This is a genomic window from Mycobacterium colombiense CECT 3035, assembly GCF_002105755.1.
Classification (GTDB): domain Bacteria; phylum Actinomycetota; class Actinomycetes; order Mycobacteriales; family Mycobacteriaceae; genus Mycobacterium; species Mycobacterium colombiense.
In genome coordinates, this window is record NZ_CP020821.1 from 2048087 (window position 1) to 2073335 (window position 25249).

Genomic DNA, 25249 nt, shown 5'->3' on the forward strand with positions numbered 1-25249 from the left:
CTAACTCGCGGCGGCCCCGCCGATTCCCGGACCGCACGACTTGATGCCCGCCGCGACTACGGAGCGGCCTGGCGGACGTCGATCCGTTCGAGCCGCCCCTCGGTGAACGAGGCGATCTGATCGACGATGACCCGCCACCTCGCGCCGTCGTCGGCCGCGGTGTTGAAGGCCGCAGCAAAGACCGGATCGAGCGTTCGGGGTGCCCCGGCATACAACCAGTGCGCGACCCGGTGGATGCGTTCGCGCTGCCCGGCCTGGGTCTCCTGATGCCGCGGATCGGACATGATGAATTGCAGCGCCAGTATTTTCAGCAAGGCGACCTCGGCACGCACCAGGTCGGGAACCTGCAACTCGGCCCGGTAGCGCACCAGCGGCCCGGGTCCCGCCGCCGCGCGGGTGGTGGCAATGGCCGCCGAGGCGAACCTGCCGACCAGCTCACTGGTCAACCGCTTCAGCGCGACCGAAGCGGCGAGCGTGGCGTCGTACTTGCCGACGGCGGCGACCACCGGCAGGGCGGCGAGCCGCCGCGCGGCCGCCATGAAGTCGTCGGCCCGCACCCGGGAGAACTCGGTCTCGCCCAGTTTGGCCAACGCGGCGGCCTCGTCGTCGTCGGCGAGCACCCGCAGGTCGATGCGCTGGGACACCACGCCGTCCTCAACGTCGTGCACCGAATACGCCACATCGTCGGCCCAGTCCATGACCTGCGCCTCCAGGCACATCCGGCCCTCGGGTGCGCCCGCCCGAACCCACGCGGCCGGCTCTCGGTCGTCGTCGTAGAACCCGAACTTGCGCGTCCCGTTTCCGAGTCCTTCGCCGCGGCCCCACGGATACTTGGTGACGGCGTCCAGCGACGCGCGAGTCAGATTCAGTCCCGCGCTATTACCTTGTCCGTCAAGGACTTTGGGCTCCAGACTGGTCAGGATTCGAAAGTTCTGGGCGTTGCCCTCGAAGCCGCCGTAGTCCGCCGCGACCTCATCCAGCGCCCGTTCACCGTTGTGGCCGTAGGGCGGGTGGCCGATATCGTGGGCCAGTCCCGCCAGCTCGACCAGGTCGAGGTCGCAGCCCAGCCCGATCGCCATCCCCCGCCCGATCTGGGCGACCTCGAGCGAGTGCGTGAGCCGGGTGCGCGGCGTGTCACCTTCTCGCGGCCCGACCACCTGGGTCTTGTCGGCCAGCCTGCGCAGCGCGGCGCTGTGCAGGACGCGCGCGCGATCGCGGGCGAAGTCGGTGCGGTGCTGGCCCTCGGTGCCCGGCAGACCCGCAGTCTTCGGCGCTTCGGCCACGCGTCGCTCACGGTCGAAGTCGTCGTATGGGTCGTGCTGATTCCTGGTCACCGACGCACAGTCTGCCAGGGAATGCCCGCCGAAGTCCGGCCCGGCTCAGGCCCGCCGGCGTGTGTCGCGGCGAGGCCGTGTCCGACCGCCCCGGCCCCTCATCAGGCCTATTGGCCTGCATCGTCGCCGGGCTAGATTGGCCCTATGCGTTGCACCGCTCGACTGATCGCCGCGATCGCGACGATCCTCACGGTCGGCTTCGGCGGCGGCCTGCTCCTGGCGCCAGCCGCCGGCGCGCAACCACCGTTCCGGTTGGCCGACTACATCACTGACCCCGCGGGAGCGCTGTCGGATTCCGGGCACAGCGCGGTCAGCTCCGCCCTCAACAAGCTGTACACCGACCGCCACATCCGGCTGTGGGTGGTCTACGTCGACAACTTCTCCGGGCAGACCCCGACCGGATGGGCACAACGCACCGCCAGCAGCAGCGACCTGGGCGACTACGACGCGTTGCTGGCCGTCGGCACCACCAGCCGCGAATACGCCTTCCTGGTGCCCTCGACGATCAAGAGCATCAACGCAAACCAGGTCGACAACTTGCGGCGCAACAGGATCGAGCCCGCCCTGCACAACGGCGATTGGAGCGGCGCCGCCGTCGCGGCGGCCAACGGGCTCGACGCCTCGCCCGGTTCGTCCGGCCGGGTGGCGCTGCTGGCCGTGCTGGCGGGCATTCTTGTCTCGTTGGCGGTCCTGTTGCTGGTGATGCGCTATCGGGGTAAGCGCCGCAGGGCCGCGGCGCTGGCCGCGGCACGCCGAGTCGACCCCACCGACGCCGATGCGCTGGCCGCGGTGCCGCCGCAGGCACTCGACGACCTGTCCCGCGCGCTGGTGGTGGACGTCGACAACGCCGTACGCACCAGCGCCAACGAATTGGAGCTGGCGGTCAGTGAATTCGGTGAAGCCCGCACCCAGCCGTTCACCCAGGCCGTCACCAACGCGAAAGCCGCTCTGTCCCAAGCATTCACGATCCGGCAGCAGCTGGACGACGAGACACCGGAGACGCCGGCGCAGCGCCGCGAATTGCTCACCCAGGTGATCGTCTCGGCGGCGCGCGCCGACCGCGAACTGGAGTCACAGACCGAGGCGTTCGAGAAGCTGCGAGATCTGGTGATCAACGCCCCCACCCGGCTGGACTCGCTGACGCAGCAGTATGTGGAACTGACCAGCCGCATCGCGCCGGCCGAGGAGCGACTTGCCCTGCTGCACAAGGATTTCAGCGCTGTGGCACTGACTTCGGTGTCGGGCAACGTCACGGCCGCCAAGGAGCGCCTGGCCTTCGCGGACCGCAACATCGGCAGCGCCCGTGGACTTGCCGCCCAAGCAGTCAGCGGGCAGCAAGCCGGTCTGGTCGACGCGGTCCGCGCCGCCGAGTCGGCGCTGGGCCAGGCACGGGCGTTGCTCGACGCGGTGGACAACGCGGCCGGCGACATTCAGCACGCCATCGACCGGCTACCGTCGGCGATGACCGACATCCAGAACGACATCGAGCGCGCGAACGAACTTCTGAAGAAGACGCCGAGCGCCAAAACCGCGCATGGCGGCGATCTGGTCGTGGCACGCGACGCGGCCGTCAGGGCCGTCGAGAGCGCGCGGGCCGGCGCATCCGACGATCCCCTGGGCGAATTCGGTCAGCTGACCAAGGCCGACGCCGGCCTCAACGGGCTGCTGGCCACGCTGGCCCAGGAGCAGGCCGCCGCCGAGCAGCTGAACCGGTCGATGGAGCAGGCGTTGTTCACCGCAACGTCGAGGGTGCGCGCGGTGTCGGACTACGTCGACACGCGCCGGGGCAGCATCGGGCCCGAGGCGCGCACCCGGCTGGCCGAGGCCAGGCGGCATCTGCAAGCTGCGGAGGACAAACGGTCGACGCTTCCGACCGAGGCGATCGCCCATGCCAATGCGGCGTCGACACTGGCCGCCACGGCGCAGGCCCTGGCCAACGATGACGTGCAGCTGGCGCAGCGCGCCTACATGGGCCGTGGCGGCAGCGACATGGGCGCGATGCTCGGCGGCATCATCATCGGCAACGTGCTCAGCGGAGGCATGCGGGGCGGATTCGGCGGCTGGAGCCCAACCTCGTTCGGCGGCAGCGCGGGTTCGTCCGGCGGCGGTTTCATGGGTGGCGGCGGCCGATTCTGAGCAGCGCCGGACGCCGGCGATCGCGGTTGCTTCGGGTTTCTCCGGTGTCAGCCGGCTGCCGGCGAATGCGGTATCACGCCCGGGCTCCGCGGCACGGTGTCGCCGTCCCACCCGGTCCACACACCGTCGGCAACGGCCGTCGGGCGGGGAACGTCGGCCATTTCTTCGGGAGCTTCGGCACCGGCGTCCGGCTTCGGAGCCCAGTGGTCGTAGTCATCCGGTGGGACGACCACGCCCCACTTGAGTGGAACCGACAGGCCACCGAGCATGCCGGACTCACCTCGAACTGCCGACACCGTGTCATCCGGCAACGGCGAACCGAGAGGCAATAGCACCCCTGCCCCCTTCCACAGCCGATAGAGCGTTCGGGCGCTGTGGCGAATCTATTTACACCAACCGGTTCACATCGTAAGACAAAGTGAAGAAAATTTGCGGGAATTGCCAATTTTCGTTTTTTGGCACGTGCCCAACAGCGGGCCGCCCATCGCCGGGTCCGCGACGGCAGCCACCGCGCGCCGCGCCCCGCGTCGTCGATGTCGCGTGCCGGCGCTCGACTCGAGGCGTGGTGCGACGCGATCGCCGAACCGATTCCGTTGGTGGGCAACGCTTTAACGCTGCCACCAAGCTGGCACGCCGACGAGTGGAAGAGGTTGCGCGGCGCGTCGCGACAGTCGGGCGCGGCGGTACCGCAGCCGACGGAGTGCGGCGGCCGGGAGTTTTTACCAGACGCATCGAATGAATTCGCGCGTCGCGATACAGCGCGTGTCGCCGCGCCTGCCCCGCATAACCGAAAGTATTGAATTCACGCTCCATTGCACAATATTCACGTCTGCAACAGCAGCACCGCGGGCGCTAGCCCGGGCGGTTGCGCGGAACGACCTTCGGGCGAGACCTCACCACCTGAGCGCGGGTTCCGCGGTCTTCGCCCTCGGGCTTCTTGTCGCCGACCGGCATCGCGGCCATCGGCACGCCGCTGCCCGACCCGGTACCCGCCGCGACGGCCGGCGTCCCGGCGCCCACACCCGACATCGCCGGGGTGGCAATGTATGCCGGCATCGACCCTTCCCACGCGGCGGGCACCGACAACGACCCGATGAACCGCGCGCCACCCAGGCCCGCGGTCGCAACGCCCAAGGCGCCCAACCCCCCACCGGCCAACGGCTGCAGGTCGGACAGCGCGCTGCCCGAACTGTGTGGCGCGCTCAGCGGCGCACTGGCCGCGTTGACCAACGCCGGTGCCAGCGTCGGTGCCGACGCCGGCGCCGCGGCGGGTCCGGCGGGGCCGGCGCTCTGGGCGAGCGTCACCATGGGCGTCATCAGCGCCGTCGCCGGGTACATCCCCGCCTGCGCCACCGTCGTCAAGGTCGCCACCGGCGTCGACGAAAGCAACGAGACGGCGGGCGAGAGCGCCCCCAGCACCGACTGCAGCTCGGAGGCGAACGCGGTCCCCAGTGAGGACAGGCCCTGGAAGAACTGCGACGCCAAACTCAGGGGCGCCGTCACCAATCCGGCCAGGCCCGCCAGGTCGGCGGTCGGTGCGCTACCGCCGAGGGCCGCCGGTGGCACGCTGAAGTCCGGCAATGCCTGGGCCATCGATTGAGCCCCGGCGTGATAGCCCAGCATCGCCGCCACATCCTGCGCCCACATCTCGACGTATTCGAGTTCGGTCTGTGCGATGGCCGCCGTGTTGATGCCGAAGAAGTTCGTCGCGATCAGCACGAGCAGCCGGGCCCGGTTGGCCAGCACCTCCGGCAGCGGCACCGTCGCGACCAGAGCACCCTCGTAAGCCAGCGCCGCGATCCGGGCCTGCAGGGCCGCCACTTCCGCTTGTGCCGCAGCGATTATCAGCCATTCGACGTAGGGCGCCGCGGCCGCCGTCATCGACATCGAGGACGGCCCCATCCAGGCGCCACCGGCCAAATCGGAAACCGTGGTGTGAAACGACGAGGCCGAGGATGACAGCTCCACCGCCAGTCCATCCCACGCCGAGGCCGCCTCGAACAGAGGCCCGGCCCCCGGGCCGCCAATTATCAAGGCCGAGTTGATTTCAGGAGGGAAGAACACAAACGCGGGAATCATTTGCAACCCCAACCGACCGAGTCAACGGCTCCTACCCCGGACGGCCCGACATCCGCCCGCGGCCATTAGCTATCTACTTATGCCCCACAGGGATCCTAAGGCACCCTCACCGCGAAGACCGGACTTTTAAACAAACCTTATTTCGGGAAATGCGGCGCGGGTGATGGCGCATCGGCGCCCGTCCCAAACCGTCAGACGTGCGGCGGCGCAACGGGACAGACAATATACAAGACCGCGGCGCTGCCGGCCGATTAACAGCCCTTCAGGCGCGCCGCCAGATAATCGGACACGGCATTCATCGCGACGCGCTCCTGGGACATGTCGTCGCGACGGCGCACCGTCACGGCGTTGTCCTCGAGGGAGTCGAAATCCACCGTGACGCAGAACGGCGTGCCAATCTCGTCCTGGCGCCGATAACGTCGCCCGATCGCGCCGGCGTCATCGAAATCGATATTCCAAAACTTGCGCAACTCGGCGGCCAGGTCGCGCGCCTTCGGACTCAGGTCGACGTGACGCGACAGCGGAAGGACCGCAGCCTTGACCGGAGACAGCCGCGGATCCAGGCGCAGAACCGTGCGTTTTTCCATCTTGCCCTTGGCGTTCGGGGCTTCGTCCTCCACGTACGCGTCGATCAGGAACGCCATGAACGACCGCGTCAGGCCGGCGGCCGGCTCGATGACATACGGGGTGTAGCGCGTGTCGGTGACCTGGTCGTAGAACGACAGATCGACGCCGGAATGCTTTGCGTGCGTCGACAAGTCGAAATCCGTGCGGTTGGCGACACCTTCCAGCTCGCCCCACGGATTACCGGCGAAACCGAACTTGTACTCGATGTCCACGGTGCGATCGGAGTAGTGCGACAGCTTGTCGGCGGGGTGCTCGAATAACCGTAAGTTCTCCGGATCGATGCCCAGGTCGACATACCATTGCAGCCGGGTGTCGATCCAGTACTGATGCCATTCCTTCGCGGTCGACGGCTCCACGAAGAACTCCATTTCCATTTGTTCGAACTCGCGGGTTCGGAAAATGAAGTTGCCCGGCGTGATCTCGTTGCGAAAACTCTTGCCGATCTGGCCGATACCGAAAGGCGGCTTCTTGCGGGCGGTCGTCACCACGTTGGCGAAGTTGACGAAGATGCCCTGCGCCGTCTCCGGGCGCAGATAATGCAGGCCCTCCTCGGTCTCGATCGGCCCCAGGTACGTCTTGAGCATCATGTTGAACTCGCGCGGCTCGGTCCACTGGCCCGGCTCGCCGGTCTCCGGGTCGCGGATGTCGGCCAGGCCGTTGGGCGGCGGGTGTCCGTGCTTGGCCTCGTAGGCCTCGATGAGATGGTCGGCGCGGTAGCGCTTGTGGGTGATCAACGACTCGACCAGCGGGTCGTGGAACACCTCGACGTGACCGGAGGCCACCCACACCTGGCGCGGCAGGATGATCGACGAATCCAGGCCCACCACGTCGTCGCGACCGCTGACCACCGAGCGCCACCACTGCCGCTTGATGTTCTCTTTGAACTCCACGCCCAGCGGGCCGTAATCCCAGGCCGACCGGGTGCCGCCGTAGATCTCCCCCGAGGGGAAGACGAAGCCACGCCGTTTGGCCAGGTTCACTACGGTGTCGATGACGGACGCCACGGGGCGGTGCACTCCCTTTCCGGGTTCGGGCGGGCACGCGCGGCGGTCAACCGCGGTGCGCAGAGCATCAGTCATGGTAGCGATCGGCGCCGCGCTCTTTGACATGCGTCATCATGCATGTGACAGTGGATGGCAGCCGATAACGATATTCAATGGCGGACACTTTCCCACTACCTGGCACTTCTCGAGGTGATGCCGCTCCCATGATGACGTCCCCGTCACCTTCCGCATCGATGCCGGCCGCCGACGACGGCGACTCGGACCCCGGCGCGGTCGCCCACGATCACGACGCGCTCGGCGCCGCCGGACACTCCGGGGTCACCGCCTACCCCGTCCCGCCGCCGCGAGACATCCTCGACGCCGCCGGTGAGCTGTTGCGCGCGCTGGCCGCACCCGTGCGGATCGCCATCGTGTTGCAGCTGCGGGAGTCCCATCGCTGCGTGCACGAGCTGGTGGATGCGCTGGGCGTGCCCCAGCCGCTGGTCAGCCAGCACCTGAAGATCTTGAAGGCGGCCGGGGTGGTCACCGGGGAGCGGTCCGGTCGCGAGGTGCTCTACCGGCTCGCCGATCATCACCTCGCGCACATCGTGGTGGACGCCGTCGCGCACGCCAGTGAGGAGCCGCGCCCATGACCGGAACCAGCGTCCGCTCCACCCGGCAGCGCGCGGCGATCTCCACGTTGCTGGAGACGCTCGACGAGTTCCGCTCGGCCCAAGAGCTGCACGACGAGCTGCGCCGCCGCGGCGAGAACATCGGCCTGACGACCGTCTACCGCACGCTGCAGTCGATGGCCGCGGCCGGGATGATCGACACGTTGCGCACCGACACCGGTGAATCGGTGTACCGCAGGTGTTCCGAGCACCATCACCACCATCTGGTGTGCCGCAGCTGCGGCGCCACCATCGAGGTGGGCGATCACGAGGTCGAGGAATGGGCGACGGAAGTGGCCGCCAAACACGGCTTCTCCGACGTCAGCCACACCATCGAGATCTTCGGCACCTGTTCGGACTGCGGGGGCCGGTAGCCGGTCAGGCCGTCAGTTTCCGGCGTATCCCGGCGCCGGTGTCCAGCACCAACAGGATCAGCGTGCGCAGGGCATCGTCGGTGAGGCCGCCGCCGGGGAAGTTGTAGCGCAGCATCACATCGGCGCTCTTCGACGCACCCTTGCCCGAATTGCGTTGCACGGCCTTCTCATTGATCTTCTCGATCAGGCTGACGCTACCGAAATTGCTGTCCCGGGCCTCCTTGGCCACCTGCTCGCTGATCTTCTTGGTCAGCGGCAGGTCCCACGCCAATATCTGGGTGAGCGACACCAGATCGAGGCCCTCGGCGATGTTCACCACCCGCAACGAGGCGATGGTGCCGTCGTGGCGCACCGTGACCGCGCCGTCGGCCTCCTCCTCGAGCGGGAGGACGTCGCCGAGTATCGACGCCAGGCGCTGCTGCAGCGAGGGCACTACGCGCTCCCGAATCTGCGGTTGCGGGAAGCGTATTCCTCACACGCCGCCCATAGATCGCGGCGGTCGTAGTCGGGCCACAGCTTGTCCTGAAAGACGTATTCGGCGTACGCCGCCTGCCACAACATGAAATTGCTGGACCGGTGCTCCCCCGAGGTCCGCAAGAACAGATCCACGTCGGGAATGTCGGGCCGCTGCAGGTGATGCGACACCGTCGACTCGGTGATGCGCTCCGGATTCAGCCGACCGGCGGCGGCCAGCCGCGCGATTTCCTTTGTCGCCTCGGCGATTTCGGCACGACCACCATAGTTGACGCAATAGTTGACGGTGATGACGTCGTTGTCCTTGGTCATCTCCTCCGCGATCGCCAATTCGTTGATCACGCTGCGCCACAGGCGCGGCCGCGAACCCACCCACCGGATCTTGACCCCGATCGTCTTCAGGTTCACCCGGCGCATGCGCACCACGTCGCGGTTGAACCCCATCAGGAAGCGGACCTCCTCGGGGGAACGCTTCCAGTTTTCCGTGGAGAAGGCGTAGAGGCTGAGCCATTTGATGCCGAGTTCGATTGCGCCGCAGACGATGTCGATGACCACCGCCTCGCCGGCCTTGTGGCCGTCGGTGCGGGTCAATCCCTGTTGGGTGGCCCAGCGGCCGTTGCCGTCCATCACGATGGCCACGTGGTTGGGCAGTCGATCGGCCTCGATTTTGGGCGGGCCGCCTTGGAGATGTGCTGCGGCGGCCGGGACGGCCCGCCGTCGGGGGACGGCGGCAGCTCCGGAAAGACCACCGGCCAGGTCGACTTGTCGGGAAACACCGGATAGTCGTCGGGGGCGGGGGGCAGCTGCGGGAAATCGGCTGATGCCGTGGCACGCTCGGCCTTTCGGGCGGAGCCGCCGGCCCAGAGTTTAGCCACAGTCCATATCCTGCCCGATCAGCGCCGCGCGCTGGTCGGCGATGGTCCGGTCGACGTGATACGTCCGTTCCACGAGCGGCAGCGTCTTGAGTTGCCGCTCCAGATGCCACTGCAGGTGCGCGGCCACCAGGCCGCTGACGTAGTTGCGGTGCGATTGCGGCGTCTTCTCGGCGAAGTCCCAATCGCCGTCGTGCAGCGCGGACATCAGATCCAGCACCCCCGGCGGCGGCGTCGTCGAACCGGCCGGGCGGCAGTGCGTGCAGACGCTGCCGCCGGCGCCGACGTGGAACGCCCGGTGGGGACCGGGTGTGGCGCAGCGGGCGCACTCATTGAGCGCGGGCGCCCACCCGGCGATGCCCATCGCGCGCAGCAGGTAGGCGTCCAGCAGCAGGTCCCGGGACCGGCGGCCGTCGGCCACCGCCCGCAACGCGCTCACCGTGAGCCCGTGCAGGGCCGGGGCGGGCGCGCGCTCCTCACCGGCGAGGCGCTCGGCGGTTTCCAGCATGGCGCAGCCGCAGGTGTAACGGCCGTAATCGTTGACGATGTCGGTGGCGAACGCGTCAATGGAGACGACCTGGGTGACGATGTCGAGGTTGCGGCCGGGATGCAGCTGCGCGTCGATGTGCGCGAACGGCTCCAGCCGCGCACCGAATTTGCTGCGGGTGCGGCGCACGCCCTTGGCCACCGCGCGGACCAGCCCGTGATCACGAGTCAGCAAGGTGACGATCCGGTCGGCTTCGCCGAGCTTGTGCTGGCGCAGCACAACAGCTCGGTCTCGGTATAGCCGCATCACAATAGTTTTGCACCCCGCCGCGACATTATGGGTATCCGCGCCGTTAGTCTCGTACCCCGTGATTGGCGCTTCTGGGTCGGGTCCCGGGTCCATTTCCGGATCCGGCCACCGGCGCCTGCCCACACTCACTGACCTGCTCTATCAGCTGGCCAGCCGCTCGGTGACATCCACCACACTGGTGGGTCGCTCCCTGCACGCCATCCACGCCAGCCAGCCCACGCTGAACGCCTTCCGGGTGGTGCTCACCGAATCGGCGCTGGCCGACGCGGCGGAGGCCGACCGGCGCCGCGCGGCCGGTGACACCGCCCCGCTGCTGGGAGTCCCGATCGCCGTCAAAGACGACGTCGACATCGCCGGGGTGCCCACCGCCTTCGGGACCGAGGGCTCGGTCGCGCCCGCCACGCACGACGCCGAGGTGGTGCGCCGCCTCAAGGCGGCCGGCGCGGTGATCGTCGGCAAGACGAACACCTGCGAACTCGGGCAATGGCCGTTCACCAGCGGGCCCGGTTTCGGCCACACCCGCAACCCGTGGTCGCGCCGGCACACCCCCGGCGGATCGTCGGGCGGCAGCGCGGCCGCGGTGGCGGCCGGGCTGGTCACCGCGGCGATCGGCTCCGACGGCGCCGGCAGCATCCGCATCCCGGCGGCGTGGACGCACCTGGTGGGCATCAAGCCGCAACGCGGACGCATCTCGACCTGGCCGTTGCCGGAGGCATTCAACGGCATCACGGTCAACGGCGTGCTCGCCCGGACCGTGGCCGATGCGGCGCTGGTGCTCGACGCCGCCTCCGGCAACGTCGAGGGCGACCGGCACAAGCCGCCGCCGCTGACCGCGTCCGACTATGTGGGCAAGGCGCCCGGCCCCTTGAACATCGCGCTGTCCACCCGGTTCCCGTACACCGGCTTCCGGCCGAAGCTGCACCCGGAGATCCTGGCCGCGACGCGGGCCGTCGGCAAGCAACTCGAGTTGCTCGGCCACACCGTGGTGCCCGGCAACCCCGACTACGGCATGCGGCTGTCGTGGGACTTCCTCGCCCGCTCCACGTCGGGCCTCCGCGATTGGGAGGAGCGGCTGGGCGACGGCGTCGTGCTGGACCCCCGAACCCTGTCCAACCTTCGTCTGGGCGCGGTGCTGGGACAGGCGATCCTGCGCAGCGCCCGCCGCCACGAAGCGGCCGACCAGCGCCGGGTGGGGTCGATCTTCGACATCGTCGACGTGGTGCTGGCGCCGACCACGGCGCAACCGCCGCCGCTGGCGCGCGCCTTCGACCGGTTGAGTGGCTTCGGCACCGACCGCGCCATGATCGCGGCGTGCCCGCTGACCTTTCCGTGGAACGTGCTGGGCTGGCCGTCGATCAACGTCCCGGCGGGCTTCACGTCCGAGGGCCTGCCGATCGGTGTGCAGCTGATGGGTCCGGCGAACAGCGAGGGCATGCTGATTTCGCTGGCCGCCGAGCTGGAAGCCGTCTGCGGGTGGGCGAGCGAACAGCCCCAGTCGTGGTGGGACCAGACCACCGATGCGCCCGGCGTCAATTAACCGCCGATAACCGGGGTACCCGTCCGTCATGGACCAATCGACCGCACCCCTGCTCGATGCGCTGGCCGATTATCGGGACAAGAACCGGTACGGATTCACGCCGCCGGGCCACCGGCAAGGCCGCGGCGTCGACGATCGCGTCCTGGCGGTCCTGGGACGCGAGCCGTTCCTGGACGACGTGCTGGCCAGCGGCGGGCTCGATGACCGCAGAACCAGCAACGGATACCTCAAGGACGCCGAAGGCCTGATGGCCGACGCCGTGGGCGCGAAGGCCGCCTGGTTCTCCACCTGCGGCAGTTCACTGTCGGTCAGGGCGGCGATGATGGCCGTCGCCGGCGGCGACGGCAGCCTCCTGGTCAGCCGCGACAGCCACAAGTCGATCGTGGCGGGGCTGATCTTCTCCGGTGTGCAGCCGCGCTGGATCACGCCCCGGTGGGATGCCGAGCACCACTTTTCGCATCCGCCCTCGCCGCGGCAGGTCGAGCAAGCCTGGGACAAGCACCCCGAGGCCGCCGGTGCGCTCGTCGTCAGCCCCAGCCCCTACGGCACCTGCGCCGACATCGCCGGCATCGCCGAGGTGTGCCATCGGCGGGGAAAGCCGTTGATCATCGATGAGGCGTGGGGTGCGCACCTGCCGTTTCATCAGGACCTGCCGACCTGGGCGATGGATGCGGGCGCGGACGTCTGTGTGGTGAGCGTGCACAAGATGGGCGCGGGTTTCGAGCAGGGCTCGGTGTTCCACCTGCAGGGCGACCTGATCGATCAGGACCGGCTTTCCGGCTGCGCGGATCTGCTGATGACCACCAGCCCCAACGTCCTGCTGTATGCGGCCATGGACGGGTGGCGCAGGCAGATGGTGCAGCATGGTCACGAATTACTCGGTGCCGCACTGGATTTGACAAGGCGGGTGCGCGAGGAGATCGAACTCATTCCCGACGTGCAGGTGCTCGACGAGGAACTGCTCGGTGCGCAGGCCTCCCATGACCTGGACCGGATGCAGGTGCTGATCGACGTATCGGCCACGGGCACATCGGGTTACCAGGCCGCCGACTGGCTGCGCGCGCACGCGCACATCGACACGGGCATGAGCGATCACCGTCGCATCCTGGCCACTTTGTCCATGGCCGACGACAAGGAAACGCTCGGACGTCTCACCGATGCCCTGCGGGCATGGCGAACCGCGGCCGACGACTTCGAACCGCCGCCGCGCATCGCACTGCCCTCGCCGGCGGAGCTGCAATTGGAGACCGTCGAGCTGCCGCGGGATGCGTTCTTCGGGCGGGTCGAGGTGATACCCGCCGAGAGCGCCGCCGGCCGGATCGCCGCCGAACAGATGACGCCCTATCCCCCGGGCATTCCCGCCGTCGTCCCCGGCGAACGTCTCAATGACGCCGTGCTCGAGTACCTGTGCTCGGGCGTCAACGCCGGCATGAACGTTCCCGACGCCGCGGATCCGTCGCTGCAAACCGTCCGGGTGCTGGCCTGACGAGCGATCCCGCGCAGTTCATGGTATGTGGCCTTTCCCTGATGCGCTGGCACCGGCGCTAGCACGCTGCGCGCAACGGCTGCACCCGCTAAAAGCCCAGTCGGCCAAGCTGTTTGGGGTCGCTCTGCCAGTTCTTGGCGACCTTGACGCGCAGGTCGAGATAAATCTTTGTGCCCAGCAGCTTTTCGATCTGGGCGCGCGCGGCGGTGCCGACCTCCCGCAGCCGGGCACCACCCTTGCCGATGACGATCCCCTTCTGGCTGTCGCGCTCGACGTAGAGCAGGGCGTGCACGTCGACCAGGTCGTCGCGATCCTCCCGCGGAGTGACCTCGTCGATGACCACCGCCAGCGAGTGCGGCAGCTCGTCGCGGACGCCCTCGAGCGCGGCCTCCCGGATCAGCTCGGCCATCAGGACCTCTTCGGGTTCGTCGGTCAGCTCCCCGTCTGGGTAGTACGCCGGGCCGGGCGGCAGCGCGGCGGCCAGCACCTCGATCAAGATGTCGACCTGCGCGCCGGTCACCGCCGACACCGGCACGATCTCGGCCGAGTCGCCGACCAGCTCGCTGACCGCCACCAACTGCGCGGCCACCCGGTCCCTGGGCGTCTTGTCGATCTTGGTGACGATGGCGACCAACGTCGTCTTCGGCGCGGTCGCGCGGATCTGTTCGACGATCCACCGGTCTCCCGGACCGATCGCCTCGTCGGCCGGTATGCACAACCCGATCACGTCGACCTCGGAATAGGTGTCGCGCACCAGGTCATTGAGCCGCTTGCCCAGCAGGGTGCGCGGCCGGTGCAGGCCCGGCGTGTCGACGAGGATGATCTGGAAGTCGTCGCGGTGCACGATGCCGCGGATGGTGTGCCGGGTGGTCTGTGGCCGCATCGACGTGATCGCGACCTTGGTCCCCACCAGGGCGTTCGTCAGTGTCGACTTCCCGGTGTTGGGACGGCCGACCAAACACACGAAACCGGAACGGAATTCAGTCATGCTGCTCGGATTCCTCGCCGTCGGATGAACCGTTGGAGTCGACCGGGCTGAGCAGCACGGTGTTGATCCGCACCCTGCCCCGGTGGTCGGTGCCGCCTTCGGCCTGCAGCCGCAGACCGTGTGACACCACCTCGGCGCCCGGCAGCGGCACCCGGCCCAATTCCAGGGCGAGCAGGCCGCCGACGGTGTCGACGTCGAGATCGTCGTCGAACTCCACGTCGTACAGTTCGCCCAGGTCCTCGATCGGCAGCCGCGCCGATACCCGGAAGTGCTTGTCGCCCAAGTCTTCTACCGGCGCCGTCTCCGCCTGGTCGTACTCGTCGGCGATCTCGCCGACGATTTCTTCCAGCACGTCTTCGATGCTGACCAGGCCGGCGATCGCGCCGTACTCGTCGACGAGCAGCGCCATGTGGTTGCGGTCGCGCTGCATCTCCCGCAGCAGCGAGTCCAGGGGCTTGGAGTCCGGCACGAAGACCGCCGGCCGCATCACCTTGGACACCGGCGGGGTCCGGCCACCGTCGCCGGACAAAACCGTCTGCTGGACAAGGTCTTTCAAGTACACGACGCCGACGATGTCGTCGACGTTCTCGCCGATCACCGGGATGCGGGAATGCCCGCTGCGCACCGCCAGATTGATGGCCTGGCTGGCGAACTTGTCGCTTTCGATCCAGATCATCTCGGTGCGCGGCACCATCACCTCGCGGGCCGGGGTGTCACCGAGCTCGAAGACGGACTGGATCATCCGGCGCTCTTCCGCGGCGACCACGCCGCGCTGCTGGGCCAGGTCGACGACCTCACGCAATTCGATCTCGGAGGCGAACGGCCCGTTCCGCAGCCCGCGCCCGGGAGTGACCGCGTTACCCAGCACCACCAGCAACCGGCTGATCGGCATCAACAGCCACGAGATCGCCTGCAGCGGAAGCACCGTCGTCAACGCGATGGAGTAGGCGTTTTGCCGGCCGAGGGTGCGCGGACCCACCCCCATTACGACGAAGCTGGTCACCACCATGATCGCCGCGGCGCCGAACAGGCCCCAGCGCAGCCCGAAGTTGTCGTAGAGGAACACCACCAGCAGCACCGTCGCGGTGATCTCGCAGGTGATCCGCAGCAGCACCACCAGGTTGATGTAGCGGGGCCGCTCCGACATCACCTTGGACAACGCCACCGCGCCGGGCCGCTCGTCGCGCACCAACTCCTGGACCCGGGCCAGCGACACCGTGCTGATAGCCGCGTCGATCGCCGCGAACAGGCCGCCCAGCGCGATCAGCGCGACCGCGCCGAGCAGCTCAGACCAGCCCGTCAATTGTCGACATACCTAGGCGTCAGCGTCCTGCTCCTCGGTCCGGCTGCGGCGCGCGAGCAGCCAGGCGATCAGGCCCACCACCACGGCGAAGCCCCCGAAGCGCAGCGCCAACGTCCAGCCGGACTGGTTGGGTTGGTTGGGCTCCTGGTGGTGCACGGCGAGCAGCACCAAGAAGCTGCCGTCGTCGGTCGGGCCGACACCCGGCGTCGGCTGGGTCTTGATCACTCGGATCTGCGCGGGGGCGCTGCTGGAGTTGTCGATCTGCCCCCAGGCCAGGGTGGAGTCGTCGAGCAGGAAGGTGTCCTGGCCGCCCGCGGGCTGGCTGCCGTCGTGACCCACCACCGACACATGACCCACTTCGACGGTCTCGCCCTTGGCGGGGACGAACACCGTGACGTTCTCATACAGCTTCGGGGGCGCCGGCGGCTTGTAATCGGGTGGCGGCGGGCCGTTGTATCCGTTCAGCGGTATCGAGCCCCCGCCATAAAAGCTGCCGGCCGCCACGTAGCTGTCGCCGACCGCGGTGAACGGGACGACGCCGACGGTCGTCGCGTCGAGCACCATCCGCGCTCCGCGCGGCAGGTAGGCCTGCTGGTAGGCGCCGTTGTAGAAGTAGCGGAACGTGATCGGCTGATTCAGCGGGTTATAGATGGTCGGGCGGCGGTAGGCGTCGTCGTAGTCCAGGTAGTCCCAGTGCCGCGGGCGGACGAACTTCTGATCGTCGACCTTGAGGATGTCGACGTTCTCCCGGTGCGAACTCACGACGTTCTGCACCTGCTGGTTGAAATCGATCTGGGTGGGCGGCTTCGGCGGGTTGGCAGGGTCGACGCGCGTCACCGGGGCGGCCTTGGCCGCCGCGATCGCCAGCGACGGCGCCTCCAGCCCGCGTGGCGGTGCCACCACCGGGGCGTTCCGTGGTGCGTCCGGGCCCGGCGGCGGGATCTCGAGCACCGGGACGTTCTGACCCGCGTTGGGCGGCGGCAGGACAAGCGGGTTCTGCGCCGGCGGCGGCATCGGCGGGGGCTCGTAGACCGGTATGGGGACTTCCGGCGCCCGCGTCGGCGCGTTGCTCGGTGGCCCCGCCACCCCGCGGTGATCCTCGTTGCACACGTTCGCGGTGTGGTAGGCGTTCACGTAGAACATGCAGTGCTGGCAGGCAACCGGGTTCGATCCCGCGCCCGCACACGGCGCCGCCTGCGCCGCCGAATCGGTGGTGGTGACCAACACCGCCAACGGTGCGAAGGCGATGGCGGCGGCCGCGAGAATCTTGAGTGCCCTCAATTGTCGAAATACCTTGACTTGTCGAGCAATCGGCGGTCCCGCTCCTCTTGGCGGTCCTGGCGGTAGGCCTCGACCTGATCGGCGACCCACTCTTCGAGCAGCCGGTCTTGCAGTGCGAACATCTCCTTCTCCTCGTCCGGCTCGCCGTGGTCGTAGCCGATCAGGTGCAGCACCCCGTGGATGGTCAGCAGCGCCAGCTCGTGGCCCAGGCTGTGTCCCGCCGAGGCGGCCTGGCCGGCGGCGAATTCCGGGCACAGCACGATGTCGCCCAGCATCGAGGGGCCGGGCTCGGGGGCGTCCGGACGTCCGCCCGGCTCCAGCTCGTCCATCGGAAAGCTCATCACGTCGGTCGGGCCGGGCAGATCCATCCAGCGCATGTGCAGGTCGGCCATCGCGGCGGTGTCCAGCAGCACCATCGACAACTCGGCCGCCGGGTTGACGTCCATCTTGGCGATGACGAACCGCGCGACGCTGATCAGTTCGGCTTCGGAGACGTCGATACCCGACTCGTTGGACACCTCAATGCTCATAAAACCCGCTCACCGCACCATCATCGACGACCGCGCGAGCCCGTCGCCCGGCGCGACGCCCGGTTCATCGTCAGACCGGGCTCTTCAAACTTCGCATAGGCGTCGACGATCTCCGAGACCAGCCGGTGGCGGACCACATCCACGCTGGTCAGCTCCGAGACGTGGATGTCGTCCACGCGGTCCAGGATTTCCATCGCCGAGCGCAGCCCCGACTTGGCGCCGCCGGGCAGGTCGACCTGCGTGATGTCGCCGGTGACAACGATCTTCGATCCGAAGCCGAGCCGGGTCAGGAACATCTTCATCTGCTCGGCCGTGGTGTTCTGCGCCTCGTCGAGGACGATGAACGCGGAATTCAACGTCCTACCACGCATGTAGGCCAGGGGGGCCACCTCGATGACGCCGGCGGTCATCAGTTTGGGGATCAGCTCGGGATCCATCATGTCGTACAGCGCGTCATACAACGGCCGCAGATACGGGTCGATCTTCTCGCTGAGCGTGCCGGGCAAAAAGCCAAGGCGCTCACCGGCTTCCACGGCCGGGCGGGTCAAGATGATGCGGCTGACCTGTTTGGTCTGCAGGGCGTTGACCGCCTTGGCCATGGCCAGATAGGTCTTGCCGGTGCCGGCCGGTCCGACCCCGAAGACGATGGTGTTGGCGTCGATGGCGTCGACATAGCGCTTCTGGTTGAGCGTCTTGGGCCGGATCGTCTTTCCGCGCCGGGACAGGATGTCGAGCGTCAGCACTTCGGCCGGTGACTCGTTGTCGGTGCCGGCCAGCATGGCGACGCTGTGCCGGACCACCTCCGGGGTCAACGACTGTCCCCCGGCGACGATGGCGACCAGCTCGGAGATCACCCGCTCGGCGAGCGCGACGTCGGCGGGCTCACCGGCGACGGTGAGTGCATTGCCACGCACGTGCAGGTCGGCGTTCAGGCTGCGCTCCAGGGCCCGTAGGTTCTGGTCCGCCGAACCCAGCAGGCCCATGACGACATCGGGCGGAACGTCGATGCTGCTGCGAACCTGAGCAGAGGCCGGGACGGCGCCGGCTGCGTCAGCAGCGCTGGTCTCGCGGGGCGTCACGTGGCTCTCGATGCCTGCTTTCTCGGCTTGTCGGTGGGTTGCTGGGCCGTCTCAGTCTACGCCGAGGGCCCGGGTTGGTCAGTGTTCAGCAACGTACTCGACGACGGGCCGGTGTCGCGAACCTGCAGCGTGTGGCCGTTTGCCGGAATGTCGCCGCGCCGGTCCCAGCGCGGCGTCAGGACGCCGAGCGCGCCCAGGGCCACCGCCGCCGCTGTCGACGTCCGCAGCACCTGGGGACCGAGCCGCACGGCCGCCGCTCCCGCGTCGGACAGCGCCGCCATCTCGTCGTCGGCGATCCCACCTTCGGGGCCGACGACGAGCAGCAGCGATTTCGCTTGTGCCAGCCCGATATCGGCCAGCCGGTCGGTCGCCGACTCGTGCAGGGCCAGCGCCGTCGCCCCGGCGGCCACCTCGTCGCGGATACGCCGCGTCAGCTCCGCGGTGGACAGCACGCCGTCGACCGGCGGGATGTGGGCCCGGCGGGATTGCCGGGCCGCGGACCGGACGACGGCACGCCAGCGACGCAACCCCTTGTCCACCCGGTTGCCCTGCCAGTTGGCCACGCACCGCGCGGCCTGCCACGCCAGGAACGCGTCGGCTCCGGCCTCGGTGGCCAGCTCGATGGCCAGCTCCGAACGTTCCGACTTGGGCAGCGCCTGCACGACCGTCACGGCCGGGGACCCCGGCGGGACGTTCCAGCGCTGCAGCACCCGAGCGCGCAGGCCGTCGCGCCCGGCGTGCTCCACCTCGCAGTGGGCCAGGGCTCCGGCGCCGTCACCCAGCACGAGTTGCTCGCCGGGACGGAGCCGCCGCACGGTGGCGGCGTGAAAGCCCTCGTCACCGCCCAGCACGGCGAGCGAGCCGGGCTGCGGCAGATCGTCGAGGTAGAACAGGGTCGCGACCATGCGCGCGCCTTCGCGGCTAGCGTCCGGTGAAGGTTTCGCGGAGTCGGCTGAACAGGCCGCCGCCGGCGTGGGTCGAGCGGACCTCGGGCACGTCGCGGCTGCGGCGCGTCTTGAACTCGCGCAGCAATTCGGTGTCGCGGTGATCGAGCCGGGCCGGAACCACCACTTCCACGTGCACATGCAGATCGCCGCGGGTGCCGGACCGCAGGTGCGGCATGCCGTGGCCGCGCAGCGTGATGACCGACGCCGGTTGGGTGCCGGGCGGGATGGTGATCTCGCTGACGCCGTCCAGGATGGCGTCGACGGTGACGGTGGCGCCCAGCGCCGCGTCGGCCATCGGCACCGAGACGGTGCAATGCAGGTCGTCGCCCTCGCGGACGAACACGTCGTGGGGCTGTTCGTGCACCTCGACGTAGAGGTCACCGGCCGGCCCGCCGCCGGGCCCGACCTCGCCCTGGGCGGCCAGCCGCACGCGCATCCCGTCGCCGACACCGGCGGGGATCTTGACGCTGATCTCGCGACGGGCCCGCACCCGGCCGTCGCCCATGCACTGATGACACGGGTCGGGGATGACGACGCCGACGCCGCGACAGGTCGGGCACGGCCGCGAGGTCATCACCTGTCCCAGCAGCGAGCGCTGCACGGTTTGGACCTCGCCGCGGCCGCCGCAGGTGTCGCACGGCACCGGCGCCGAATCGCCGTTGGTGCCCTTGCCCTGGCATCGGTCGCACAGCACCGCGGTGTCGACGGTGACCTGCTTGGTGACGCCGGTGGCGCACTCCTCGAGGTCGAGCCGCATCCGCAGCAGCGAGTCCGAGCCCGGCCGCACCCGCCCGATCGGGCCGCGAGAGGTCCCGCCGCCGCTGAAGCCGCCGCCGAAGAAGGCCTCGAACACGTCGCCCAGGCCGCCGAAGCCGGCGCCGAAGCCGCCGCCCGCCGCGGCCGCGCCCTCCATCGGGTCGCCGCCCAGGTCGACGACCCGCCGCTTCTCGGGGTCGCTCAGCACCTCGTAGGCGACGCTGATCTCCTGGAATTTCGCCTGCGCGGCCGCGTCAGGGTTGACGTCGGGATGCAGTTCGCGCGCCATCTTGCGATACGCGCGCTTGATCTCCGCGTCGCTGGCGTTTCTGCTCACGCCGAGTAGCCCGTAGTAATCGCGTGCCACGCTTGACTCTCCTATACCTGGTCTTTCCCCGCGCCTACCGACCCTGCGGGTGCGCGTTCATCGAGCACCCAGGACTTCGCCGATATATAGGGCAACCGCAGCAACGCTGGCGATAGTTCCCGGATAGTCCATCCGGGTGGGCCCCAGCACACCCATTCCCCCGTAAACGGTGTCGGAGGTGCCGTAGGCGGTGGTGACCACGGAGGTGCCCAATATCTGCTCGGCGGCCGTCTCGTGGCCGATGCGCACCGTCACCTTACCGGCTTCCTGCTGGGCGGCCAGCAACCGCAGCACCACCACCTGTTCCTCCAGCGCTTCCAGGATCGAGCGCAACGAGCCACCGAAATCGGCCGCGTTGCGGGTCAGGTTGGCGGTGCCGCCCAGCAGCAGGCGCTCCTCGGTGTGTTCGACGAGGGATTCCAGCAACACCGTCGCCGACCGGCCGACGGCGTCACCCAGGCCGTCCGGGCTGCGCAGCTGCCCGGCGAGGTCGGCCACCGCGACCGAGGCGGCCGACAGCTTCTTGCCCACCAGCGCCTGGCCGAGCATCTCGCGCAGCTGGGACAGTTCGTGCTCGTCGATGACGTCGCCGAGTTCGACGACCCGCTGGTCGACCCGGCCGGAGTCGGTGATGACGACCATCAGGAGCCGGGCCGGGGTCAGGGCGATCACCTCGAGGTGGCGCACGGTGGACGACGACGCCGTGGGGTACTGCACCACGGCCACCTGCCGGGTCAGCTGCGCCAGCAGCCGCACCGCCCGGCGCAGGACGTCGTCGAGGTCGACCCCGGACTCGAGGAAACTCTGGATCGCCCGGCGTTCGGCCGAGGACAGGGGCTTGACGTCGTCGAGCCGGTCGACGAATTCGCGGTAGCCCTTCTCGGTGGGCACCCGCCCGGAACTGGTGTGCGGCTGGGTGATGTAGCCCTCGGCCTCCAGCACCGCCATGTCGTTGCGGACGGTGGCGGACGAGACGCCCAGGTTGTGGCGCTCCACCAACGCCTTGGAACCGATCGGTTCCTTGGTGGCGACGAAGTCCGCGACGATGGCGCGCAGCACCTCAAACCGACGGTCATCGGCACTTCCCACCGGCCGCCACCTCCTTCGATACCGCCTTGACCGGATTCATTTTACGGGCTCTTGCGGCGCCGACCGTTATCAGCGGCGGTTCGGCGGACTCGGCGGCCGCGGGGTCGTCGGCGCGGAAAGGGCGGCGGCGCCCGGACGACTTTCTTCGCACGCATCGGTGCTGTCGAACGCCGCTGCCGCTAGCCTTTCCAGAATGAACCGGTCGGGCCGCAGCAATGAGTCGGGAAGGGCCGGCCGATGATTTTCAAGGGCGTACGCGACGGCAAGCCGTATCCCGAACACAACCTGTCCTACCGGGATTGGTCCCAGATCCCGCCGCAGCAGATCCGGCTCGACGAATTGGTCACCACCACAACGGTGCTCGCACTGGACCGCCTGCTCTCCGAGGACTCCACCTTCTACGGCGATCTCTTCCCGCACGCGGTGCGGTGGAAGGGCATCACCTATCTCGAAGACGGCCTGCATCGTGCGGTGCGCGCCGCGCTGCGGAACCGCACCGTGCTGCACGCCCGCGTGTACGACATGGATATGCCGCTGGGCGCGCCCGGCTAACGGTCACGTTCGGGCTTCGTCGCGTGTCGACCTAGTAGGGACGTTGGTCAACGACACGACTTGCCAGGAGGATCGCCATGCCACGGCTGCAAGGAGTCTCCGACCGCGACGCCGGCCTCGGCGCCAAGATCGCCTTCTTTTTCACCAAGCGCAAGCTCGCGCAGATGACCGGGCTGGAAACCGCGGGGATGCTGGAGCCGCTGCGGATGTATGCGCACATCCCGCGATTGCTCAACGCCTACGGCAAGTTGGAGCAGGCCGAATCGAAGCTGGACGTCCTCAGTCCCCGCCAGCGGGCGCTGGCCGAGTTGAAGGCGGCGACGACGGTGCGCTGCGAATACTGCATCGACCTCGGCTCACAGATCGCGCGGCGCTGGGGCATGACCGACGAAGAGCTGTTGGCCCTCGCCGATTATCAGAACGCGGCGTGCTTTTCCGACGTCGACAAGCTGATCCTGCGGTACGCCACCGCGATCAGCCGCACTCCGGTGGAGGTGAGCGACGAACTGTTCGACGCGCTGCGCGCGCACTTCGACGCCGCGCAGCTCGTCGGCCTGACGCACGTGATCACGCTGGGCAACCTTCGGGCCCGGTTCAACATCGCACTCGACATCGGGTCGTCGGGCTTTTCTGGTGACCGGGTGTGTGCCTTACCCGAGACCGATCGGCCGTGACGAAGCCGGACGCGTCACTGGCGGCACTGTCGGCACGCTTCGAGGCGGCCCGACCGCAGCTGGGCGCTATCGCCTACCGGATGCTGGGCTCGATCGACGACGCCCAGGATGCGGTGCAGGAGGCGTGGCTGCGGTTGAGCCGCACCGCCGGATCCGGCGGCGGGGACGGCATCGCCAACCTGGACGCCTGGCTGACCACGGTGGTGGCGCGCATCTGCCTGAACCTGTTGCGCGACCGCCGGACTCACGGCGGCGAGGAGTTGGTCGGTCATGTGCCGGATCCGGTCGTGGAGGCCGAGGGCGAATTCGATCCCGAGCACCGCGCGATGCTGGCCGACGCCGTGGGGCTGGCGCTGTTCGTGGTGCTGGATACCTTGCCGCCGGCCGAGCGGCTGGCGTTCGTGCTGCACGACGTCTTCACCGTGCCGTTCGATCAGATCGCGGCCATCGTCGACCGGACGCCGGAGTCGGCCCGCAAGCTGGCGAGCCGGGCACGACGCCGCATCGAGCAGGCCGAGCCGGTGCCCGACGGCGGGTTGGCCGCGCAACGCGAGGTGGTCGACGCGTTCTTCGCGGCGGGGCGCAGCGGCGACTTCGACCGCCTCGTCGCGGTGCTCCATCCCGACGTGGAGTTGCGGGGTGATTTCGGCGCCGCCGCGGCCGTCTTCCGCGCCCGGGGCGCGGCCTCGGTGGCCAAGCTGGCCCGCGGTTACGCGGGCCCGGAGCGGGAGGTGCGTGCGGCGATCGTCAACGGCGCCGCCGGCGCGGTGATTTTCATCGCCGGCCGGGCGGCGTCCGTCATGGGTTTCGTGGTGCGCGACGGCCGGATCCGCGCGATCGATGTGCTCGCGGATCCGGCCCGCATCGCCCGGTTAGACCTGCGCGCCGTGCGCGCAGGTCACTGACCGGCGGCCTGCAGCAGCTCCATCGCCGACGCGCGCGACAGCACCCAACCGCCCTGATTGACGAAGGTGACGTTCTGCGTGACCGGCGACGGCAGCTTGGGGCCGGACACCGCGACGTCGGCCGTCGCCGAACCGGCCGCGGCCGGCTGGATGTTCGTGACGTCGAACGACAGCGGCAGGTCGCCGTTCTTGGCGGCCTTCTGCAGCTTCTTGTCCGCGACGTGCGCTTCCATGCCACTGATGCCGCCCTGGACCAGGTTGCCCTTGCTGTTGAACGAGACGTTCGGGTCGGCGAGGCTGTTCAGCACGCCCGTCAGCTGATCGGGTGTCGGCACGTTGGCACCGGCAACCGGCTGCGCCGGCGGCGGATCCTGCGGAAGCGGCGCACCGACAGTGGCGAGCCGCACCCCGGCAACCAGCGAACTCGGCGTCGCGACGGAGGCCACGCCGGCGGCGGCGCCCCCGACGATGGCCAGCGCCGCCACCCCGGTGGCAATGGTCTTAACGGTCTTCATGGTTCCCCCTTCGGTGGGCACGGATTCGACGCAAGGTTGGCAATCCGCACCGCCTGTCACGGCGGCGCGGACGGTGTTGGTGTGCCCGTTGCGTCTGGTATTTCGTGTCTCGGCATCGATACGTTACGGCGACCCGATGTGGAAAAAACCAGAGCACACTGTGCGCCCGCTGTGCGGGGACGTGGGTGGGTGCGCCGGCAGGCGACAGGTCACCAGGGGAACTGAAAGGCAAAACCCCATGCGCCGCCTTGCGGGGCGCATGGGGTCTGCTTGAACTGTCGCTGCTGCTCGGCGAATTCGCCGAACCGCCTAGTTCATCGCCGTCGCCGCCTGAATCAGCGCGATCGCCGCGTCGTGCTGCAAAACCCAGTTTCCGTTCTGGTTGACGAACACCAGGTGCTTGTTGACCGGCCCGGCGAACTTCGGGCCCGTGATGCCGACGTCGGCCTGGGCCATGTTCGGGCCCGCCGGCGCGATGTTCGTCACGTTGAACTGCTCGGGGAAGTTCCCGTTCCGGTAGGCCTTCCGCAGGTCGTGGTCGGCCACCATACCCTCGTTTTGAGGGATGCCGTTTTCAACGAGGTTGTTCTTGTCCCGGTAGTTGACGCCGGGGTCGGTTACCTGGTTGCAGAGGTTGGCCAGTTGATCCGCCGCCGGCAACTGCCCCGGCGCACCCGGCGGCGGGGGCGGAGGCGGCGGCGGGTCCTGCGGCAGTGGCGCGCCGACCGCAGCCAGTTGCACCTGATCCAGACCGATCGGTGCTGCAATGGAAGCCACACCGGCGGCGGCGCCGCCAATGACGGTCAGTGCCGCCACGCCCGTGGCAATGGACTTCACGGATTTCACAGGTCCCCCTTCGATGCACATGGACCGGGGCGGAAATCCTGCGGACGG

General features: G+C 68.7%; 23 protein-coding genes and 2 pseudogenes. 8 read left to right on the forward strand and 17 right to left on the reverse strand.

Going from position 1 to position 25249, the window contains the following annotated elements; translation table 11 throughout:
* Positions 1 to 56: 56 nt before the first annotated feature.
* Positions 57 to 1334, reverse strand: a complete 1278-nt coding sequence (locus B9D87_RS09425; protein WP_007770298.1) for a deoxyguanosinetriphosphate triphosphohydrolase — start codon at positions 1332 to 1334, stop codon at positions 57 to 59.
* A 144-nt stretch (positions 1335 to 1478) separates the two neighbouring features.
* On the opposite strand from B9D87_RS09425, the gene B9D87_RS09430 reads away from it, so the two are divergent.
* On the forward strand, positions 1479 to 3470 hold the full coding sequence (locus tag B9D87_RS09430) for a TPM domain-containing protein (RefSeq protein WP_007770297.1): 1992 nt from the start codon (positions 1479 to 1481) through the stop codon (positions 3468 to 3470).
* A gap of 175 nt (positions 3471 to 3645) precedes the next feature.
* Here the strand turns inward: B9D87_RS09430 and B9D87_RS27930 are convergent.
* The 3 genes and pseudogenes from B9D87_RS27930 to B9D87_RS09445 all read right to left on the reverse strand — a co-directional run.
* Positions 3646 to 3805, reverse strand: a pseudogene (locus B9D87_RS27930) (hypothetical protein); the annotation flags it as partial.
* A 517-nt stretch (positions 3806 to 4322) separates the two neighbouring features.
* Positions 4323 to 5549 carry a PPE family protein gene (locus tag B9D87_RS09440; protein ID WP_007770295.1) on the reverse strand — a complete coding sequence of 409 codons (1227 nt, stop codon included), beginning with the start codon at positions 5547 to 5549 and terminating at the stop codon, positions 4323 to 4325.
* 251 nt (positions 5550 to 5800) lie between these two features.
* Positions 5801 to 7192 carry a glycine--tRNA ligase gene (locus B9D87_RS09445; protein ID WP_007770290.1) on the reverse strand — a complete coding sequence of 464 codons (1392 nt, stop codon included), beginning with the start codon at positions 7190 to 7192 and terminating at the stop codon, positions 5801 to 5803.
* Between the two features lie 191 nt (positions 7193 to 7383).
* Here B9D87_RS09445 and B9D87_RS09450 point away from each other — a divergent pair, with 191 nt between their 5' ends.
* Both B9D87_RS09450 and B9D87_RS09455 read left to right on the forward strand, forming a co-directional pair.
* Complete coding sequence (locus B9D87_RS09450; protein WP_099047328.1) at positions 7384 to 7812, forward strand: ArsR/SmtB family transcription factor; 429 nt, start codon at positions 7384 to 7386, stop codon at positions 7810 to 7812.
* The gene (locus tag B9D87_RS09455) at positions 7809 to 8204 is read left to right on the forward strand and encodes a Fur family transcriptional regulator (protein WP_007770286.1); all 396 of its coding nucleotides are present in this window, start codon (positions 7809 to 7811) and stop codon (positions 8202 to 8204) included. Before B9D87_RS09450 ends, B9D87_RS09455 begins: the two co-directional genes overlap by 4 nt.
* 4 nt (positions 8205 to 8208) lie before the next feature.
* Here B9D87_RS09455 and B9D87_RS09460 read toward each other — a convergent pair whose 3' ends face one another.
* The 3 genes and pseudogenes from B9D87_RS09460 to recO form a co-directional block, all read right to left on the reverse strand.
* Positions 8209 to 8637 (reverse strand): hypothetical protein, encoded by a 429-nt coding sequence (locus B9D87_RS09460; RefSeq protein WP_007770284.1) that lies wholly within the window; start codon positions 8635 to 8637, stop codon positions 8209 to 8211.
* A pseudogene (locus B9D87_RS09465) lies at positions 8637 to 9481 on the reverse strand (decaprenyl diphosphate synthase). Before B9D87_RS09465 ends, B9D87_RS09460 begins: the two are co-directional and overlap by 1 nt.
* A 64-nt stretch (positions 9482 to 9545) precedes the next feature.
* Positions 9546 to 10343: a DNA repair protein RecO gene (gene recO / locus B9D87_RS09470; protein WP_007770280.1), complete on the reverse strand. Its 798-nt coding sequence runs from the start codon at positions 10341 to 10343 to the stop codon at positions 9546 to 9548.
* Positions 10344 to 10404: 61 nt separating this feature from the next.
* Here recO and B9D87_RS09475 point away from each other — a divergent pair, with 61 nt between their 5' ends.
* Together B9D87_RS09475 and B9D87_RS09480 are read left to right on the forward strand one after the other, a co-directional pair.
* Positions 10405 to 11883, forward strand: coding sequence for an amidase (locus B9D87_RS09475; protein WP_040629731.1), 1479 nt, complete (start codon positions 10405 to 10407; stop codon positions 11881 to 11883).
* A 28-nt stretch (positions 11884 to 11911) separates the two neighbouring features.
* Positions 11912 to 13369: an aminotransferase class I/II-fold pyridoxal phosphate-dependent enzyme gene (locus tag B9D87_RS09480; protein ID WP_007770277.1), complete on the forward strand. Its 1458-nt coding sequence runs from the start codon at positions 11912 to 11914 to the stop codon at positions 13367 to 13369.
* A gap of 88 nt (positions 13370 to 13457) precedes the next feature.
* On the opposite strand, the gene era is transcribed toward B9D87_RS09480, so the two are convergent.
* The 8 genes from era to hrcA are packed head-to-tail and all read right to left on the reverse strand — an operon-like array spanning position 13458 to position 21709.
* Positions 13458 to 14357 carry a GTPase Era gene (gene era, locus B9D87_RS09485; RefSeq protein ID WP_007770275.1) on the reverse strand — a complete coding sequence of 300 codons (900 nt, stop codon included), beginning with the start codon at positions 14355 to 14357 and terminating at the stop codon, positions 13458 to 13460.
* Positions 14350 to 15660 carry a hemolysin family protein gene (locus B9D87_RS09490; RefSeq protein WP_007770267.1) on the reverse strand — a complete coding sequence of 437 codons (1311 nt, stop codon included), beginning with the start codon at positions 15658 to 15660 and terminating at the stop codon, positions 14350 to 14352. Before B9D87_RS09490 ends, era begins: the two co-directional genes overlap by 8 nt.
* Before the next feature lie 12 nt (positions 15661 to 15672).
* Complete coding sequence (locus tag B9D87_RS09495; RefSeq protein WP_007770265.1) at positions 15673 to 16941, reverse strand: hypothetical protein; 1269 nt, start codon at positions 16939 to 16941, stop codon at positions 15673 to 15675.
* A complete protein-coding gene (ybeY, locus tag B9D87_RS09500) occupies positions 16938 to 17471 on the reverse strand; it encodes an rRNA maturation RNase YbeY (protein WP_007770263.1) in 534 nt (177 codons plus the stop codon). Before ybeY ends, B9D87_RS09495 begins: the two co-directional genes overlap by 4 nt.
* Before the next feature lie 20 nt (positions 17472 to 17491).
* Positions 17492 to 18550 carry a PhoH family protein gene (locus B9D87_RS09505; protein ID WP_040629730.1) on the reverse strand — a complete coding sequence of 353 codons (1059 nt, stop codon included), beginning with the start codon at positions 18548 to 18550 and terminating at the stop codon, positions 17492 to 17494.
* A gap of 56 nt (positions 18551 to 18606) precedes the next feature.
* Entirely contained in the window at positions 18607 to 19455 is an 849-nt protein-coding gene (locus B9D87_RS09510; protein ID WP_007770260.1) for a 16S rRNA (uracil(1498)-N(3))-methyltransferase, read from the reverse strand.
* 16 nt (positions 19456 to 19471) lie between these two features.
* Entirely contained in the window at positions 19472 to 20620 is a 1149-nt protein-coding gene (gene dnaJ, locus B9D87_RS09515) for a molecular chaperone DnaJ (protein ID WP_007770259.1), read from the reverse strand.
* Positions 20621 to 20677: 57 nt separating this feature from the next.
* Positions 20678 to 21709, reverse strand: coding sequence for a heat-inducible transcriptional repressor HrcA (hrcA, locus tag B9D87_RS09520; RefSeq protein WP_007770255.1), 1032 nt, complete (start codon positions 21707 to 21709; stop codon positions 20678 to 20680).
* Positions 21710 to 21946: 237 nt separating this feature from the next.
* Here hrcA and B9D87_RS09525 point away from each other — a divergent pair, with 237 nt between their 5' ends.
* The 3 genes from B9D87_RS09525 to B9D87_RS09535 all read left to right on the forward strand — a co-directional run bounded on the left by B9D87_RS09525 (position 21947) and on the right by B9D87_RS09535 (position 23840).
* A complete protein-coding gene (locus tag B9D87_RS09525; protein WP_007770254.1) occupies positions 21947 to 22261 on the forward strand; it encodes a type II toxin-antitoxin system VapB family antitoxin in 315 nt (104 codons plus the stop codon).
* 77 nt (positions 22262 to 22338) lie between these two features.
* The gene (locus tag B9D87_RS09530; protein ID WP_007770253.1) at positions 22339 to 22935 is read left to right on the forward strand and encodes a carboxymuconolactone decarboxylase family protein; all 597 of its coding nucleotides are present in this window, start codon (positions 22339 to 22341) and stop codon (positions 22933 to 22935) included.
* Positions 22932 to 23840 (forward strand): sigma-70 family RNA polymerase sigma factor, encoded by a 909-nt coding sequence (locus tag B9D87_RS09535; RefSeq protein WP_007770252.1) that lies wholly within the window; start codon positions 22932 to 22934, stop codon positions 23838 to 23840. The genes B9D87_RS09530 and B9D87_RS09535 overlap by 4 nt, the downstream gene beginning before the upstream one ends.
* On the opposite strand, the gene B9D87_RS09540 is transcribed toward B9D87_RS09535, so the two are convergent.
* Both B9D87_RS09540 and B9D87_RS09545 read right to left on the reverse strand, forming a co-directional pair.
* Positions 23834 to 24355, reverse strand: coding sequence for an MTB12 family secreted protein (locus B9D87_RS09540; RefSeq protein ID WP_007770250.1), 522 nt, complete (start codon positions 24353 to 24355; stop codon positions 23834 to 23836). The genes B9D87_RS09535 and B9D87_RS09540 overlap by 7 nt on opposite strands.
* A gap of 309 nt (positions 24356 to 24664) precedes the next feature.
* Positions 24665 to 25201: an MTB12 family secreted protein gene (locus B9D87_RS09545; RefSeq protein WP_007770248.1), complete on the reverse strand. Its 537-nt coding sequence runs from the start codon at positions 25199 to 25201 to the stop codon at positions 24665 to 24667.
* Positions 25202 to 25249 lie beyond the last annotated feature (48 nt).